General features: G+C 68.3%; 17 protein-coding genes. 13 read left to right on the forward strand and 4 right to left on the reverse strand.

Going from position 1 to position 16723, the window contains the following annotated elements:
* Positions 1-87 precede the first annotated feature (87 nt).
* The 3 genes from ACNPNP_RS01500 (at position 88) to ACNPNP_RS01510 (ending at position 3731) form a co-directional block, all read left to right on the forward strand.
* The gene (locus tag ACNPNP_RS01500) at positions 88-633 is read left to right on the forward strand and encodes a DnaJ family domain-containing protein (protein ID WP_448964300.1); all 546 of its coding nucleotides are present in this window, start codon (positions 88-90) and stop codon (positions 631-633) included.
* 101 nt (positions 634-734) lie between these two features.
* The gene (locus ACNPNP_RS01505) at positions 735-2699 is read left to right on the forward strand and encodes a M13 family metallopeptidase (RefSeq protein ID WP_448964301.1); all 1965 of its coding nucleotides are present in this window, start codon (positions 735-737) and stop codon (positions 2697-2699) included.
* Positions 2700-2846: 147 nt separating this feature from the next.
* A complete protein-coding gene (locus ACNPNP_RS01510) occupies positions 2847-3731 on the forward strand; it encodes a serine hydrolase (protein WP_448964503.1) in 885 nt (294 codons plus the stop codon).
* 27 nt (positions 3732-3758) lie between these two features.
* Here the strand turns inward: ACNPNP_RS01510 and ACNPNP_RS01515 are convergent, their stop codons facing one another.
* The gene (locus tag ACNPNP_RS01515) at positions 3759-4232 is read right to left on the reverse strand and encodes a MarR family winged helix-turn-helix transcriptional regulator (RefSeq protein ID WP_448964302.1); all 474 of its coding nucleotides are present in this window, start codon (positions 4230-4232) and stop codon (positions 3759-3761) included.
* A gap of 30 nt (positions 4233-4262) precedes the next feature.
* Between ACNPNP_RS01515 and ACNPNP_RS01520 the strand changes: the two genes are divergently transcribed.
* On the forward strand, positions 4263-4652 hold the full coding sequence (locus ACNPNP_RS01520) for a hypothetical protein (RefSeq protein ID WP_448964303.1): 390 nt from the start codon (positions 4263-4265) through the stop codon (positions 4650-4652).
* 18 nt (positions 4653-4670) lie between these two features.
* Here ACNPNP_RS01520 and ACNPNP_RS01525 read toward each other — a convergent pair whose 3' ends face one another.
* Complete coding sequence (locus ACNPNP_RS01525) at positions 4671-6113, reverse strand: MFS transporter (RefSeq protein ID WP_448964304.1); 1443 nt, start codon at positions 6111-6113, stop codon at positions 4671-4673.
* 207 nt (positions 6114-6320) lie between these two features.
* On the opposite strand from ACNPNP_RS01525, the gene ACNPNP_RS01530 reads away from it, so the two are divergent.
* The 9 genes from ACNPNP_RS01530 (at position 6321) to ACNPNP_RS01570 (ending at position 15427) form a co-directional block, all read left to right on the forward strand.
* Positions 6321-8063, forward strand: coding sequence for a glycoside hydrolase family 35 protein (locus ACNPNP_RS01530; protein ID WP_448964504.1), 1743 nt, complete (start codon positions 6321-6323; stop codon positions 8061-8063).
* 88 nt (positions 8064-8151) lie between these two features.
* Positions 8152-9489 (forward strand): FAD-binding oxidoreductase, encoded by a 1338-nt coding sequence (locus tag ACNPNP_RS01535; RefSeq protein WP_448964305.1) that lies wholly within the window; start codon positions 8152-8154, stop codon positions 9487-9489.
* Positions 9490-9513: 24 nt separating this feature from the next.
* Positions 9514-10356: a sigma-70 family RNA polymerase sigma factor gene (locus ACNPNP_RS01540; RefSeq protein ID WP_448964306.1), complete on the forward strand. Its 843-nt coding sequence runs from the start codon at positions 9514-9516 to the stop codon at positions 10354-10356.
* A 54-nt stretch (positions 10357-10410) separates the two neighbouring features.
* Positions 10411-11100 carry a GNAT family N-acetyltransferase gene (locus tag ACNPNP_RS01545; RefSeq protein ID WP_448964307.1) on the forward strand — a complete coding sequence of 230 codons (690 nt, stop codon included), beginning with the start codon at positions 10411-10413 and terminating at the stop codon, positions 11098-11100.
* A gap of 70 nt (positions 11101-11170) precedes the next feature.
* Positions 11171-11782, forward strand: coding sequence for a hypothetical protein (locus ACNPNP_RS01550; protein ID WP_448964308.1), 612 nt, complete (start codon positions 11171-11173; stop codon positions 11780-11782).
* A 33-nt stretch (positions 11783-11815) separates the two neighbouring features.
* Positions 11816-12481: a YdeI/OmpD-associated family protein gene (locus ACNPNP_RS01555; protein WP_448964309.1), complete on the forward strand. Its 666-nt coding sequence runs from the start codon at positions 11816-11818 to the stop codon at positions 12479-12481.
* A gap of 87 nt (positions 12482-12568) precedes the next feature.
* Positions 12569-13954, forward strand: coding sequence for a glycine--tRNA ligase (locus ACNPNP_RS01560; protein WP_448964310.1), 1386 nt, complete (start codon positions 12569-12571; stop codon positions 13952-13954).
* A 10-nt stretch (positions 13955-13964) separates the two neighbouring features.
* Complete coding sequence (locus ACNPNP_RS01565) at positions 13965-14792, forward strand: serine hydrolase domain-containing protein (RefSeq protein ID WP_448964311.1); 828 nt, start codon at positions 13965-13967, stop codon at positions 14790-14792.
* Positions 14789-15427 (forward strand): hypothetical protein, encoded by a 639-nt coding sequence (locus tag ACNPNP_RS01570; RefSeq protein ID WP_448964312.1) that lies wholly within the window; start codon positions 14789-14791, stop codon positions 15425-15427. The genes ACNPNP_RS01565 and ACNPNP_RS01570 overlap by 4 nt, the downstream gene beginning before the upstream one ends.
* Here ACNPNP_RS01570 and ACNPNP_RS01575 read toward each other — a convergent pair.
* The gene (locus tag ACNPNP_RS01575) at positions 15417-15839 is read right to left on the reverse strand and encodes a DUF1801 domain-containing protein (protein ID WP_448964313.1); all 423 of its coding nucleotides are present in this window, start codon (positions 15837-15839) and stop codon (positions 15417-15419) included. The two genes, ACNPNP_RS01570 and ACNPNP_RS01575, sit on opposite strands and share 11 nt — an antisense overlap.
* 4 nt (positions 15840-15843) lie before the next feature.
* A partial coding sequence (locus tag ACNPNP_RS01580) for a phytoene desaturase family protein (RefSeq protein WP_448964314.1) occupies positions 15844-16723 on the reverse strand: 880 nt, incomplete at its 5' end.

A 16723-nucleotide genomic window follows, 5' to 3' on the forward strand; every position in this document is an offset into this window, starting at 1 on the left:
GCCCGGGGCGGCGGGGTGCGGGGCGCAGGCGTGCGACCCGGCAGCGCGTCGTCGTAGGCTGGAGTAACCGGCATCCGGAGGTGGACGATGGCAGATCCTCGAGACGCGGCAGCCCGATACAGGGCGCAGCAGCGCGATGAACCGGATGCCGAGGCGGAGGCCCCGCCGATGCAGCTCACCGCCGAGAATCAGCACGAGTTCGTCGAGACGGCGATCCAGTTGGCGATCCGCCGCGGCGAGTTCGACGATCTTCCCGGAGCGGGAAAACCGCTCGAGGGGCTGGGTACGCACCACGATCCCGACTGGTGGATCCGGCGGAAGATCGAGACCGAGAACCTCACCGGCCTCGGCCCTCCTGCGCTGCTGCTGCGTGTGGAGGATCGCGAGCTCGACGCGAACCTCGACCTTCTCGCGCGCGAGAGCGACGTGCGCGAAGTGCTCGAGGATTTCAACAAGCGGGTGATCTCGGCCCGTAGGCAACTGCAGGGCGGCCCGCCGGTGGTCACCCGCACGCGTGACGTGGATGCCGAGATCGAGTCATGGCGCGAGCGCAGGGCCGCGCGGCCCGCTCCCGTCGCGGCGGAGGAAGCCCCGCGGCGCCGATTCGGCCGACGGAAGAAGGAGCGGGGTTAGGACGCCCACAGAACCCGCAAGGTTGGTCTTCCCGTGACCCCGCCGAAGACGATCCCGCCTGAACGACTCGCGTGTCCGAGAGCGCGTTTAGGGTGGACACCATGACTGATGCTCTCCCCACCGGCCTCGCCACCGAAGAATTCAGCTCCGAGATCCGCCCGCAGGACGACCTCTACCGCCATGTGAACGGTTCGTGGCTCGAGCGCACGGAGATCCCGGGGGACAAGGCCAGGTGGGGTTCGTTCCACCTGCTCGCCGAGCAGGCCGAGAAGGACGTGCGTGCGATCATCGAGGAGTCGCAGACGGCGGAAGCCGGCACCCTCGCGCGCAGGATCGGCGACATGTTCTCGAGCTTCATGGACACGGCTCGCATCGATGCAGCCGGCGTCACCCCGCTGGCGGAGACCCTCGCCGAGATCGACCTGATCGACGGCATCCCCTCCTTCCTCGCGACGATCGGCGCGTACGAGCGCGACGGTCGCGCGCACCTGATCGGCCTCTACATCGACGGCGACCCCGGTGACCCGGAGCGCTACGTGCCGATCCTCGTGCAGTCTGGTCTCTCGCTCCCCGACGAGAGCTACTACCGCCTAGAGAGCTTCGAAGCCACCCGCACCGCCTACCGCGCCCACCTCGAGCGCCTGCTCGCGCTCGCCGGTATCGCGGACGCCGCAGGCGACGCGGAGCGCTCGTTCGAGCTCGAGAAGGCGATCGCCTCGCATCACTGGGACAACGTGGCGAGCCGCGACGCCGTGGCCACGTACAACCTCAAGACGTGGGACGAGCTGCAGGCGCTGACCGGCGTCGACCTGACGCCGTGGCGGGATGCCGTCGTGCCCACCAACCCGGATGCCTTCACCGAAGCCGTCGTATCGCAGCCGAGCGCACTCGAGGGCCTCGGATCGCTGCTCGTCGAGGAACGCCTCGACGAATGGAAGTCGTGGCTGCGCGCGCACGTCGTGCACGCCGCCGCCCCGTACCTCACCGATGACCTCGTGCAGGAGAACTTCTCGTTCTACGGCACCGAGATCTCGGGCGTCCCCACGATCCGTGAGCGCTGGAAGCGCGGCGTCTCGGTCACCGAAGGCGCACTCGGAGAGGCCATCGGCAAGGTCTACGTCGAGCGCCACTACCCGCCGACGGCGAAGGCCGCGATGGACGAGCTCGTCGCGAACCTCATCGAGGCCTACCGTCAGAGCATCACCACGCTCGAATGGATGAGCCCGGAGACCAGGGAGCGCGCGCTCGCCAAGCTCGACGCGTTCACCCCGAAGATCGGCCACCCCGAGGTGTGGCGCGACTACTCGACTCTCGAGATCGACCCCGCTGACATCTTCGGCAACGTCCGCCGCGCGAACATCTTCGAGCACGACCGCAACATCGACAAGGTCGGTAAGCCGATCGACCGCAACGAGTGGCACATGCCGCCTCAGATGGTCAACGCCTACTACAACCCCTCGATGAACGAGATCGTGTTCCCGGCGGCGATCCTGCAGTACCCGTTCTTCGACGCCTCCCGCGACGCCGCAGCGAACTACGGCGGCATCGGTGCCGTGATCGGCCACGAGATCGGTCACGGATTCGACGACCAGGGCAGCCGCTACGACGGCTCGGGCAAGCTCGACGACTGGTGGACGGATGCCGACCGCTCAGCCTTCGAAGAGCGCACGAAGGCACTGATCGCCCAGTACGACGCACTGGTGCCGGTCGGGCTTCCCGCCGAGAATCACGTCAACGGCGCTCTGACGATCGGTGAGAACATCGGCGACCTGGGCGGTCTCGGCATCGCGCTGAAGGCCTACGAGCTCTCGCTCGGCGGCGCGGAGGCGCCGGTCATCGACGGGCTCACCGGCGTGCAGCGGCTGCTGCTGTCGTGGGCACAGGTGTGGCAGCAGAAGAGCCGCGACGCCGAGACCGTCCGCCTGCTCACGATCGATCCGCACTCCCCGAACGAGTTCCGCTGCAACCAGATCGTGCGCAACATCGATGCGTTCTACGAGGCGTTCGACGTGACGGAAACGGACGCGCTGCACCTTCCCCGCGAACAGCGTGTGACGATCTGGTGATCTTTGCCCGCCGTTCGTGACAGGGACGGAGCGGGCGGGGTTACGATAGCGAGTGCTGCTGGGGGGCATGCTCCCGGCGGCGTCCCCTGAAGACCTTCCTGGGAAGGAACATGCGTGGGCACTCCCCCCGAGCCTTCGCCGCCTGCGATGCTGCGCAGATCACAGCGCAATCGTCGACGACTTCCTCGCCGCGCCGCCGTGGGACGCCGCTCCTTCGTGACCACGCTGCGTGCGCTGGAGGAACTGGTGGATGCCGGCGCACAGGTGTCCGTCCACGTCACAGACCTCGACAGCGGCGCGGAGGTGCTGGCCGGCGACGATCACGTCACGATGCCGGTCGCCGGTCTCGGCGTGGTGCCGCTGCTGATCGAGGTCGCCGCCGGTTTCGAAACCGGAACGCTGGATCCGTTGGAGATCGTGGATCGCGCCTCGACCGACCAGGTCACGACGGCGGGGGTGTGGCGCAATCTGAGGGCACCCGCGTTGCCGCTCGCCGACCTCGCCGTGCTGGCGGCGACGGCGGGCGATCCGCTGGCGGTCAATGCCCTCCTGGCCTACGTGGGTGACGACCGGGTCAACGAGCGTCTCGGCGCGCTCGGCCTCACCCGCACCGCGCTGCTCGACCGCTTCCGCGACGAACGGGGGCCGGATGACGCCCCGCACCTCGCGGTCGGCACGACGCGAGAACTCGCCGGACTCTTCTCCGCTCTGGTGAACTCGACCGCGGTCGACGTCGCCGTCAGCGCGCAGGTGTCGGAGTGGCTGAGCCTGAACCACGACCTGAGCCTGGTCGCGGCATCCACGGGCCTGGATCCGTTCTCCCACGACCACGACGCCCACGGGCTGCTGTTCATCAACAAGACGGGGCGGGAGCGCGGCGTACGCGCGGAGGCCGGCGTGCTCGCCGGTCCGCGGGCGGGGATCGCGTATGCGATGATCGTGTGCTTCGACGACCTGTCGATCACTCACCGGCTCCGCGTGCATGACGCGTTCCGCGTGCTCGGGCTCGAGCTGATGGAGTACGCGCACTGAAGTCGCGGGCATCAAGCCCGGTATCGGTCAGAAGGGGCCGAATCTGTGCTGGGGATCGAGGGCCTGCACGACGGGCTCGAGAGCGTCCGCGAGAGCGTCGAGCTGCTCGGGTGTGAGGTGATCGAGCACGAGCCGGTGCACCGTGGCGAAGTGGTCGGGTGCGGCGAGCACCAGCCGGCGGCGGCCTTGTCGGCTGAGATTCAGCAGCACGCTGCGTCGATCGGTCGCGCTCTCCTCCCGCTCCAGCAGGCCCCTCTGCTCGAGTCTGCTGACGACCTTCGAGCAGCGGGGGAGAGTCGCGTTGGTCGCCGTGGCCAGGTCGCTCAGGCGCATGGCACCCCCATGTCGAAGCGTGCTGAGCAGGATGAACTCGTAATGGGTGAGGTCGGCGTCGCGCTGCAACTGAGCGTCGAGGGCTGCCGGAAGGAGTTCGGCCGTACTGATCAGCGCGAGCCAGGCCCTGGACTGCTCCTGCGTCATGCGAGGAAGGGGTGCGACCATGCTCCCATTCTGCCCGGGTACCCTCGTCGGATGGACGACTGGACCCCGCATCGCCGTGACGACGGCGAGCTGCTCGGATGGATCCACCCGGCAGGCGACGACTGGGTGGCGGTGGATGTGCTCGGTCGTGCGATCTCGGATCCCATCGAATGGCTCGATGCCGAGACCGCGCTGGAGGAGCACGGTCTCTCGTGGCTCGCCGATCCGTGGATGCTCGAGGGCGAAGCCGAGCGTCCGCTCCGAGTGCGCATGGTCGAGGTGACTCCGGATCGCCAGGGCACCCCAGGGCGCATCGTCGTGAAGGTCGACGACTACGGCGACATGAGCCGCACGGCCGCCGAGCAGTTCGTTCTGCCGTGGCCGGTTCCCGATCGGCTGCGCGCACCGCGGACGGGTGATCCGGACGGCTTCACGCTCTGACCGCGTCCGACGGCGTGCTCAGCTCGGCAGTGACGGGTGCGGTTCGATCGCACGGCTCTTCGGGATGAACAGCGACAGCACCACGGCGATGATGGCGGCGACGATGGCGAGCCAGTAGCAGACGTTGAACGCCTCCCGCGTGGGCACGGCGACGCCGTCGATCTCCACGCTCATGGCGGCCAGGACCGCGCCCATGACGGCGGAGGCGCTCGAGGTGCCCACTGAGCGGAACAGGGCGTTCAGCCCGTTCGATGCGCCCGTCTCGTTCGCGGGCACCGCGCGCATGATGATCATCGGCATGGCGGCGAACGTGAAGCCGATGCCGACGCCGATGATCGCGTTGGCGACGAGGATGTTCCACCATTCGGTCGACCAGATCAGCACGTAGACGTAGGCGAGCACGATCGCCGACGCGCCGACGGTGAACAGCGGCCGCGGACCCACCGTGCGCTCGAGCCATCCGGAGAGCGGGGAGATCACCATCATCACCAGTCCGGCTGGCATCACGATGAACGCGGCGGTGATCATGTCGAGCCCGAAGCCGGACCCCGTCTCCACGGGGAGTTCGAGCATCTGAGGGAACGTGACGTTCGATCCGAACAGCGCGAATCCCATGCCGATCGCGGCGATGTTCGTGAACAGCACGGCGGGGCGAGCGGCGACGCGCAGATCCAGCAGCGGATCCTTCGTGCGGAGCTGATACCAGCCCCACACCAGCAGCACGAGCACACCGCCGATGAGAAGTGCGAGTCCGATGGGCGACGTCCACCCCCACTGCGCGCCGCGCGACACGTACAGGAGCAGCCCGGTCAGCCCGATCGCGAGGCCGATCGCACCTGGCACGTCGAGGCGACCGGGGGAGAGCAGCACGTCCTCTGGAACGAGGAACAGCACGAGGATGAGTCCTGTGATGCCGAGACCGGCCGCGAGCCAGAACAGCGAATGCCAGTCGGCGTTGATCGCCAGATAGGCGGCCAACGGCATCCCGAGCGCTCCGCCGACGCCCATGGTGGCGCTCATGAGTGCGACGGCGGTGCCGAGCCGGTTCGTCGGGAGGATGTCTCGCATGATCGCGATGCCGAGCGGGATGACGCCGGTGACGCCGCCCTGCAGTGCACGGCCGATGATCACGCCGACGATGGACCCGGAGAGCGCGGCGATCACCGAGCCGACGATGAGTGCCGCCAGCAGCACCACGATGACGCGGCGCTTGCCGTACATGTCGCCGAGGCGACCGGAGATCGGGGTCGCGATGGCGGCGACCAGCAACGTGATCGTGACGACCCAGGTGGTGTCCTCGCGTGACGCGTTCAGCAGTGTGGGCAGTTCGGCCTGCAGCGGCACGACCAGCGTGAACATGAACGACGCGCAGAGGCCGGCGAACGCGAGCACCGCGACAGTGAGGCCTCGATTGGGAGTGCGGGAGAGGCGTTTCCTGGCTCTGTCGTCTCGATCTCCCACTCCGCCAGGCTACCGGTGTCAGGAAGTGCAGGGCGCGTCGGAGCGACATCGAGGCCGTCCGGTAGAGTCATGCGCGGCTGCGCACGACACGCATCCGTCCGCACTCCGCAGGGTCGGAGCGAGAGTCACGCAGGAGTCCTCTTGAACCACGCATCCTCGTCCTCGCCGGACGTCGCTCCCGCGATCGCATCTCGGAACGGGTAGCTGATCCGAGACGGTCGGCCGTACCGGATCCTTGCGGGCGCACTGCACTACTTCCGCGTCCATCCCGGGCAGTGGGAGGATCGCCTGCGTCGCCTGGCTGCGATGGGGGCGAACACGGTCGACACCTACGTGGCCTGGAACTTCCATGAGCGCACCGAGGGCGAACCCCGTTTCGACGGTTGGCGCGATCTGGAGTCTTTCATCCGTCTGGCCGGCGAGGTGGGACTCGACGTCTACCTGCGCCCGAGCCCGTACATCTGCGCTGAATGGTCGAACGGCGGGCTGCCGTCCTGGCTCACCGGCCGGGTGAATGCGCTACGTACGAGCGACTCGGAATACCTTGCCGCCGTCGATCGCTGGTACGACGCGCTGATCCCGCGCATCGTGCCGCTGCAGGCCGCGTTCGGCGGGCCCGTCGTCGCCGTGCAGGTCGAGAACGAGTACGGGTCGTTCGGCAGCGATCACGCGTATCTCGAGCACCAGCGCGATGCGCTGCGTTCACGCGGCATCGTGGAGCTGCTGACGACGGCTGACGGCATCACCGCCGACATGGTCGCGCACGGCTCGGTGGAAGGCGCCCTCCCGACGTTCACCTTCGGCACCGGTGTCGCCGCCGCACAGGAGCTGCGTCGTCAGGAGGATGCCCTCATGTGCAGCGAGCTGTGGGGAGGGTGGTTCGATCACTGGGGCGAGCAGCATCACGTGCGTTCGGCGCAGAGCATGATCGGCACGGTCGAAGAGCTGCTCGCGGCCGGTGGATCCGTCAGCGTCTACATGGCCCACGGCGGCACGAACTTCGGGCTGTGGAACGGCGCCAACCATGACGGCGCGCTGCAGCCGACCATCACGAGCTATGACTCGGATGCGCCGATCGGTGAGGACGGATCGCTCAACGCCAAGTTCGAGGCGCTGCGTGCGGCGTTCGCGCCATTCCACGACGGCGAGCTGCCGCAGCGTCCGGCACCGGCACCGGTGCAGGCCGCGCAGGCGGCGCCGTTGCATCCGGTGGCCTCCTTGCGCGAGTTCGTCGGGTCGCTGCCTGCGGTGGGCGAGACCACTCCCATGCCGCAGACCTTCGAGCAGCTCGGCGTCGAGGACGGCATCGTGGCGTATCAGGCGCACATCGACGTGCCGGCGGATGCGACGGTCGACATAGACACGCTGCACGATCGTGCCACGGTCTTCGTCGACGACGAGCGCGTCGGAACGCTGGAACGCGACGGGCAGCTGTCGCTGACGCTGCCTGGCGGAGCGCGCCGGGCGACGCTGACGGTCGTGGTCGAGAGCCTCGGACGCATCAATTACGGTCCGCGCACCGGCGAGGGCAAGGGCATCATGCACGGGGTGCGCATCAACGGCCGCCGGTACGTGCACGGCTGGACGCACCGTGCGCTTCCGCGCGACGCGTCACCTTCCGCGGAGGATGCGGAGGCGGCGCGGCCCGCCCCGAGCGCGGCACCCGATGGTCTGCCCGATGGTGTCGCGCGTGCGACGATCGCCGTCGAGATCCCGGCGGATGCGTGGCTCGCGTTCCCCGGCGGCACCAAGGGCATGGTCTGGCTCAACGGATTCCTCCTCGGTCGCTACTGGAAGGTCGGACCGCAGCAGACGCTGTACGCCCCGGCCCCGCTCTGGAGGGCCGGTGCGAACGAGATCGTCGTACTCGACACCGACGGGCTGGGCTCCACCATCGAGGTGCGGGAGAGCCCGGACTTCGGTCCGACCGAGGAGTTCGTCGGCTCCTGAACGACGATGTGCGGCGGATCGGTCACACTTCCGTGACGGCTGTCGTCTCCTTCATGAACCGCATCCGCGGACAACTGAAGGAGACACCATGCCTGCACCCACCCGCGACGAGCTCGAGAGCTTCACCGGCGAGATCATCACCCCTGGCTCGCCCGATTACCGGACGGCGGCGCGAACCGCGCTCGCCTTCGCCGAACCTGCGCTCATCCTCCGTCCCATCGACGTCGAGGACGTGCAGCGTGCCGTGCGCTTCGCCGCGGCATCCGATCTTCCCGTCGCGGTGCGCGGAGGAGGCCATTCCGCCGCGGGGCTCAGCACCGTCGACGGGGGCATCGTCATCGATCTCGCAGAACTCGGCACCGTCGGCGTCCTCGACGGACGCAGGGTGCGTGTCGGCGGGGGCGCCGTATGGCGTCAGGTGGTGGACGCGCTGACCCCGCACGCACTCGTGATCTCCTCCGGTGACACGGCGGATGTGGGTGTCGGGGGACTGCCTCTGTCCGGCGGCATCGGCTGGCTCGTGCGGCGGCATGGACTCACGCTCGATCATCTTCGGGCAGTCGAACTGGTCACGGCCGACGGTGCGGTGCTCCGCGTGGATGAGGATGAGCACGCCGAGTTGTTCTGGGCGCTGCGCGGCGGCGGTGGGGCGTTCGGCATCGTGACCGCGTTCGAGTTCGAGGCGCAGCCCGCTCGGCTGTTCACCAGGGCGTCGCTCACGTTTCCCGCTGATCAGGCTGCGCGGGTCGTGCCGGCCTGGACGCGTTACATGCGCACCGCTCCCCAGGAGATCAGCTCGACCATGGTGCTCTCGAACCCGTTCGCCGGTGGCGTGGACGCGCCCATCGAGCTGACGTTCGTGCGTTGCGACGCAGGGGCGCTGGACGACGCTCTGGCGGCGGTGGGGGCGTCGGCCGCCCCGTTGACGCAGGACGTCGGGCAGCTGCCGTATGCAGAGCTGCTGCACGAGGGGAACGAGCTCCCGGAGGGACTGCGGGTCGCGCTTCGGAGCGGTTTCGTCGCGTCCGATTCCGCGGATGCGGCGGCCGAGGCGGTGGCGCGCATCGCCGCGTCCGACCAGCCGGCATCCATCGTGCTGCACAGCCTCGGTGGAGCGTACGGGGAGGTCTCGGCCGGGGCCACGGCGTTCGCCCATCGCGGTGCGGAGTTGATGGTGAGCACTTTCGCGGCGGCCCCCGACGCCGCCTACGAGGGGCTGCGTATCCGCATGGACGACGTCTGGCAGGTGCTGCAGCCGCTCACGCTCGGCGCATACGCGAACTCGTTGGACGGCACGTCGGCGGATGCCGTGGCATCCGTCTACCCGCAATCCACGCGGCGGCGGTTGGCGGCCCTCAAGGACGCCTACGATCCGTCGGATCTTTTCTCACGGACCTTCGCACCGTCGCCGCTGCCCGCGCGGTAACCTGCGCAGGGCACGAGAGGAATCATGATGGACAGCACTGCGCTCGCGGTCGAGTTCGATGCTCATCGGCGATACCTGACCGCCGTCGCCTACCGGATGCTCGGCTCGCACGCCGACGCGGAGGACGCCGTTCAGGAATCGTGGTTCCGGCTCGAACGGGCCGAAGGGGCGATCGACGACACGCGTGCGTGGCTCACGCGCGTCGTGAGCCGGATCTGTCTCGACCAGCTGCGCTCGCGCACGCGGAGGCAGGAGGATCCCCTCGACGCGCTGCCCGACGTCGAGGCGCTGCCGGACGAGCACGGACCCGCCGCTCTCGTCGAGCAGGCGGATCGGGTCGGGTACGCGCTCATGCTGGTGCTCGAGCAGCTCACGCCCGACGAAAGACTGGCGTACGTGCTGCACGACGTCTTCGGTCTGCGGTTCGAGGACATCGCCGAGATCGTCGCGCGCACGCCGCAGGCCGCGCGCAAGCTCGCCAGCCGTGCGCGCGACCGCGTTCGCGGCGCTGATCCGTCTTCGCCGCAGCCCCGCGCGACGCGGGAGCAGCAGCGGGCCGTCGTCGACGCGTTCCTCGCCGCCGCCCGCAGCGGCGACTTCACGCGCCTGGTGGGCGTGCTGCACCCCGACGTGGAGTTCCGCGTCGACCGCGGGCCGGACGGCGTGCAGATCGTGAGAGGTGCGGAGCGGGTGGCCTCGCAGGCGTCGCAGTTCCACCGGCTTGCGCGCGACTACGAGTTCGAGATCGTCGAACTCGGAGACAGCATCGGCGTGCTCGCACTGGAGCACGGAGCGCCGAGCTCGCTGCTGATGTTCACCAGCGCCGAAGACGTCGTCACCCGTATGGAGTCGCGGCTGCTCAAGTGAGAGCATCCGCCCTGTCGTTTCCGGATCGGGGCCGAGGAGGGGCAGACTGGGTGCGTGCGAACCATACGTGACCTGGACACCGTTGAACTCATCATCGACGCGCAGAGCCTGCTCGATTCCATCCGCGGGCCGGAGCGCGTCATCGATGCGGGCACGCTGCGTGCGCTGCAGCAATCCGGCAACTACGTCGTCGGGCTGTTCGACGACGAGGACGGATCGGAGCGCATGGTCGGGGCTTCCGTCGCCTTCTTCGGCGTTCCCGGTCAGCGCACGATGCATTCCCACATCACCGCGCTGATTCCCGAGTACCGCGGACGCGGGTGGGGGCGCGAGCTCAAGGAGCATCAGCGCCAGTGGGCGTTCTCGCGCGAAGTCGGGCGGATCACGTGGACCTTCGATCCGCTCGTCGCACGCAACGCGCACTTCTTCCTCACCGTGCTGGGCGCGCGGGTCACCGGTTATTCGGTGAACAACTACGGCATCTTCGGCGGTGGTGACGCCGGCGACGAGAGCGACCGTCTCGACGTCGAGTGGGCGCTCGCCGACATCGCCAAGCATCCTGCGGCGGAGACCGTCGTGGCGACGCTCGAGATCCCCTCTGACGTCGAGGCGATGCGGGTGTCCGACCCCGACGCCGCGCACGAGTGGCGCCTGCGGCTGCGCGGCGAGATGGAGCAGATGCTCGGGCGGGGCCTGCGTGTCGCCGGTTTCGACGTGAAGCAGGGGTACCTGTTCACCGAGTGAGCGGGGCCCTCCTCCTCGGTGTCCGGTACCTCCGGCGCGGCACCGGCCACCGACATGGTTCGATGGGTGCATGAGCGACGTCGAGCAGGTACCAGCGCAGTCACCGTTCCATTCCCGACTGCCGATCGGCGAGCGACTGGATGCGTCGACGCTGACTGACGGCCTGCCATGGGCCTTCGACGAGATCGCCATGCGGCCGCTCGAGCCGATGCTGGTGCCGGAGAAGCCGCGCGGCGGTGAGGCGGATCCATCGCAGTGCGGTGCGTGCGAGCCCTCCGCGAGCACGATCTGGCACGACGATCTGTGGCAGGTGGGTATGAGATCCGAGCTGAGCGGCCTGCCTTTCATGGCGTGGGTCTCGCCGCGCGATCACTGGCTGCTCGAGGACGCACCGGTCGAGGTGCTCGCCGCACTCGGGCCGCTGATGCAGCGGATCTCGGAGGCGGTCAAGAGCATCCCGGGTGTCGCGCGTTGCCACTTCTCGCGATGGAATGACGGCTCAGCGCATCTGCACATGTGGGCACTCGCTCGCCCGGCCGGCATGATGCAGGGACGCGGCGCCGCACTCGCCTTCTGGGACGACGTCCTCCCGCCGCTGCCGCAGGAGATGGCAGACGAGCACGCACGCATCGTCGCCGAGGCGCTCGCCGCGGGCGGGGGAGAGGCCTTCCCTCACCGCTGAGCCGGTGTCGGATGCTCGTGGCATCCTGGTCCCATGGGCGATGAGGTGGGGCAGGTGGGCGGTTCGGCGGAGAAGCCCGCGGTGTACTTCCGCGACGCGGCGGAGTTCCGCACCTGGCTCGAACGGCATCACGCCTCCGAATCGGAGTTGTGGATGGAGGTGCGCAAGGCGCACGTCGCCGATCGTGGTCTGACGTGGGCGGATGCCGTGCCGGAGGCTCTGTGCTTCGGATGGATCGACTCGGTGTCGCAGCCCATCGACGATGACCGGCGGCGTCAGCGGTGGACGCCGCGGAAAGCGGGCAGCACCTGGTCGAAGGTCAATGTGACCCACGTCGAGCGCCTCGTGGCCGAGGGGAAGATGGCGCCAGCCGGCCTGGCCGCGTTCGAGGCCCGCAGCGCAGACCGCACCGGGACGTATTCCCATGAGAACGACGCCGCAGAGCTCGAGCCCGAGGTGCAGGCCGTGCTCGACTCCTCGGTCGCTGCGCAGGCGTTCCTCGACGCCGCAGCCCCTGGGTACCGCAAGGCGGTGCGCCACTGGATCGCGACAGCCAAGCGTCCGGCCACCCGCATCGCGCGCGCCGAGCAGCTCGTGGCAGAGAGCGCCGCCGGGCAGCTCGTACCCTTCGCGCGCCCTGGCAAGACACCGGCGTGGCTCGTGCGCGCGGCTGCTGCGGCTGCCTCGGCCGAGGGCTGAATCGGGCGCGCCGGCGCGGATAGGATGGATGACGCCGCGGCATGTCCGCGCGCAGCATCCGAATCTCTCCCGACCATTGGAGCCACCGTGGCCGAACAGTCCCGTCTAGACAAGGTCATCAGCCTCGCCCGCCACCGCGGGTTCGTGTTCCAAGCGGGTGAGATCTACGGCGGTTCGCGTTCCGCGTGGGACTACGGTCCCCTCGGCACGGAGCTGAAGGAGAACATCCGTCGTCAGTGGTGGCAGACCTTCGTGCGCGGACGCGGCGACATGGTGGGCCTCGACTCCTCGATCATCCTCCCGAAGCGCGTCTGGGAGGCCTCCGGCCACGTGGCGACCTTCACCGACCCGCTGGTCGAGTGCCTCAGCTGCCACAAGCGCTTCCGCGCCGACACCCTCGTCGAGGACTTCGAGGCGCGCAAGGGACGCAAGGCCGAGAACGGCCTCGCCGACGTGCCGTGCCCGAACTGCGGCAACAAGGGGCAGTACACCGAGCCGAAGGCGTTCTCGGGCCTGGTCAAGACCTACCTCGGTGTCGTCGACGACGAGTCCGGACTGTTCTACCTGCGTCCGGAGACGGCACAGGGCATCTTCGTGAACTTCGCGAACGTGCTCACGGCGAGCCGTAAGAAGCCGCCGTTCGGCATCGGCCAGGTCGGCAAGGCCTTCCGCAATGAGATCACGCCGGGAAACTTCATCTTCCGCACGCGCGAGTTCGAGCAGATGGAGATCGAGTACTTCGTGCCGCCCGCAGAGGCGCAGGAGTGGTTCGAGCACTGGGTCGAGGCGTGCTGGGCGTGGTTCGAGGACCTCGGCATCGACACGGCCAACATGCGCCGCTTCGATGTTCCCGAGGACGAGCGGGCGCACTACTCCGCCGGAACGATCGACTTCGAGTACCGCTTCGGCTTCCCCGGCAAGGAGTGGGGCGAGCTCATGGGCGTCGCCAACCGTACCGACTACGACCTCTCGAGCCACTCGGAGGCGTCCGGCCAGAGCCTGTCCTACTTCGACCAGGCATCCGGTGAGCGCTACACCCCGTACGTCATCGAGCCGTCGTTCGGACTCACCCGCTCGATGATGGCGTTCCTGGTCGACTCGTACGTCGAGGAGGAGGTGCCGAACGCGAAGGGCGGCACCGACACCCGCACGGTGCTCAAGCTCGACCCGCGTCTGGCGCCGGTCAAGGTCGCGGTCCTTCCGCTGTCGCGCAACGAGAAGCTCTCGCCGCTCGCGCGCGAGGTCGCCGACTCGCTGCGTGGACGCTGGGCCATCGACTTCGACGACGCCGGCGCGATCGGTCGGCGCTACCGCCGTCAGGACGAGATCGGCACGCCGTTCTGCGTGACGGTCGACTTCGACTCTCTCGATGACCACGCCGTCACCGTGCGCGATCGCGACACGATGGCGCAGGAGCGCATCCCCGTCGAGAAGCTCCACGAGTACCTGGCTGAGCGCCTCAAGGGCGCGTGAGGTCTGAGCCGTGGAAACGACGAAGTTCGCCGCGACCGAGGGTTTCCCGCATACCGCTCTGGTCGGGGTGACCGGGTCTGCACGGACCATTGCCGTGCAGGGCGATCCGCGCACCGCACTCGCGCTCGCATCAGTGAGCAAACCGCTCTCCGCTTGGGGTGTCTTGATCGCGGTCGAACGCGGGTTCGTCGACCTCGACGAACCCGCAGGTCCCGGAGGGTCGACCCTGCTCAACCTGCTCGATCACACCAGTGGACTGCCGTTCGAAGGCGACCGAACCCAGGCATCTCCTGGGACACGCCGCATCTACTCGAATGCAGGGTTCGACGCTCTCGGTGCGCACGTCGCTGCGGCTGTGGAGATGGACTTCGCCGACTGGATGACTCGCGAGGTCACCGAGCCGCTCGGTATGACGGAGATCGACGTGACCGGCCGCCCTTCGGCCGAATACCGAGCCTCGATCGAAGACCTGCTGATCTTCGGTCGAGAGGTGCTGCGGCCGACACTGATCCCCACACCCCTGCGCGATCTCGCGCTCACGGTGTCGAGGGATGGGCTGAAGGGAGTCGTGCCCGGCTACGGGTCTTTCGACGACAATCAGTGGGGTCTGGGGTTCGAGCTCAAGGGTGCGAAGAGCCCGCACTGGCTCGGCGACTCGTTCCCACCCGAGACAGCGGGACACTTCGGCGGGCAGGGCAGCTTCTTCCTCGTCGACCGCTCTCGCGATCTTGCCGCAGCCTTCCTTTCGGGTGTGGCTTTCGGCGAAGAGCACAAGCGAATCTGGCCGGCGCTCACAGACGAGATCGTCGCGCGGTACGGCGCTGACGCGAGGCGATGACCGACGTCACCGCGGACCGGGATGCGCGGGCCCGTCAACGCACGTGGGTGGCTGGCGGGATCATGGTGCTGCTCGCAGCGTTGGTTGGCTTCGTCGCGCGGTTCCAGTTCGCAGAATTTCACTATGCAAAAGATGTGCTGTGGGCCGCAGGTGCATTGGTGCTGGTGATAGGCCTCGGTCGGGCTGGAAGCATCACCGGGCGTCGGCCGCTCGCCACGAGCGTCGCGGCAGGGCAGGTTCTGCTCGCGAGTCCGCCCGTTGCGAGCTATCTGAGTGGCCTCGTCCTTCACGATCCGAGCAATCCGCATGCGGAGGAGGACGCGTGGGGGAGCGTGATGTTCCCGTACTTCGCTGCAGTAGCCCTAGTCACCGTCGTCGCCGTGCTCCTGATCGGCTTCGCGGATGCGTTGCCTCAGCCGTGGAGTTGGGCGCCGGCTTGGGTGACCGCGCTGTCGGCACTCTCAAGCGCGGCAAGCATTCTGTTCTTCGCTCGAAACGAAGCTTCTGACATTGCCAGCAGGGTTCTCTACGAGGTGCCGGGCGTGGGCATGGCATCACTGGGGGTGCTTGCGATCGTTCTGGGCATTCGTGCAACCCGACGGGGTCTCGGGGCGCAAGGTAGTGTCAGACAGTGACCGTGATGCGGGCGTATTCGTCGCCACCGGCTTCGGTCCACGCGAGAGTGCTCTCGAGGATGCCGCGGAGCACGCCGATGTCGACCTTCTCGAGGTCCTTGATATACAGGCATCCCTTGCCGAGTGTGTGCGGGCCGAGCGCGGAGAGCGCATCCGCATGCCGCGCGGTGTCGTCGAGATAGATCGTGGTCGCAGCCTTGCGCGGCGCGAAGGCGAGGATCGGCATGTCGCCCTCGGTGCCAGTCGGGTAGCGGTAGTGGCACGAGCCGAAGCCGATGATGGTTCCCCACGCGGCGGGTTCGCGGCCAGAGACCTCCTGCATCAAGGCCGTCAGGCTCTCGGCATCCCTACGCCGGATGGCGGGCGCCGCTGCGGCGATGAGGGCGGCGACGTTCGAACCGGTCTGCTTCATGAGTTCATTCTCCGACAGGAGAGCGACGCGGCGACAGATCCGGCAGAGTCCGCGTGCCGAACTCGTTCCGCAGCGCGCTCAGCGCTGCGTGCCATCCCGCCAGCCCGTGCACTCCGGGCCCTGGCGTCGTGGATGCGCCGCACAGGTAGACGCCCTCCATGGGGGTGCGCCACGGATCGGGGCTGAGCACGGGGCGCCGCAGCAGCTGCGCCAGATCCGGTGTACCTGCGGAGATGTCGCCGCGGGGGTAGTTGGGATTGTGCCGCTCCACATCCATAGCGGTGCGCGACGACATCCCGATGATCGTGTCCCGGAAGCCGGGTGCGAAGCGCTCGATCTGGCGGATGACCGCCTCCGACCTGTCCTCACGCGATGATGCCGGCACATGCGTGTACGTCCAGAGCGTGTGCTGGCCGCTGGGCGCCCTCGTGTCATCGAACAGCGATGGCTGCGAGACGAGCACGTAGGGAGAATCCGAGAGTGTGCCGTGTGCGACGGCGTTCTCCGCTGCCGCGATCTCGGCCCTCGTGCCACCGAGGTGGAGGGTGCCTGCGCGACCGAGCTCGGGATGCGACCACGGCACCGGCGCTGAGAGCGCGAAGTCCACTTTCGCCACCGCGTTGCCGTAGCGGAAGCGACCGAGCGCACGGCGGTAGCGCTCTGGCATCCGCTCGCCCGCGATCCTGCTCAGCGCGCGCGGAGTGACGTCGAGCAACGTCACGCGTGACGCGGGCAGCTCGTCGAGAGACGTCACTTCATGATCGGTGACGAGTTCTCCGCCATGCGCGACGAGGTCGTCGACCATGGCGTCGATGATGCTCTGGCTTCCGCCGATCGGGATCGGCCAGCCTCGTGCATGCGCGTACGCCGTCAGGGGGGGCCCG

This window comes from Microbacterium xerophyticum, assembly GCF_053543555.1.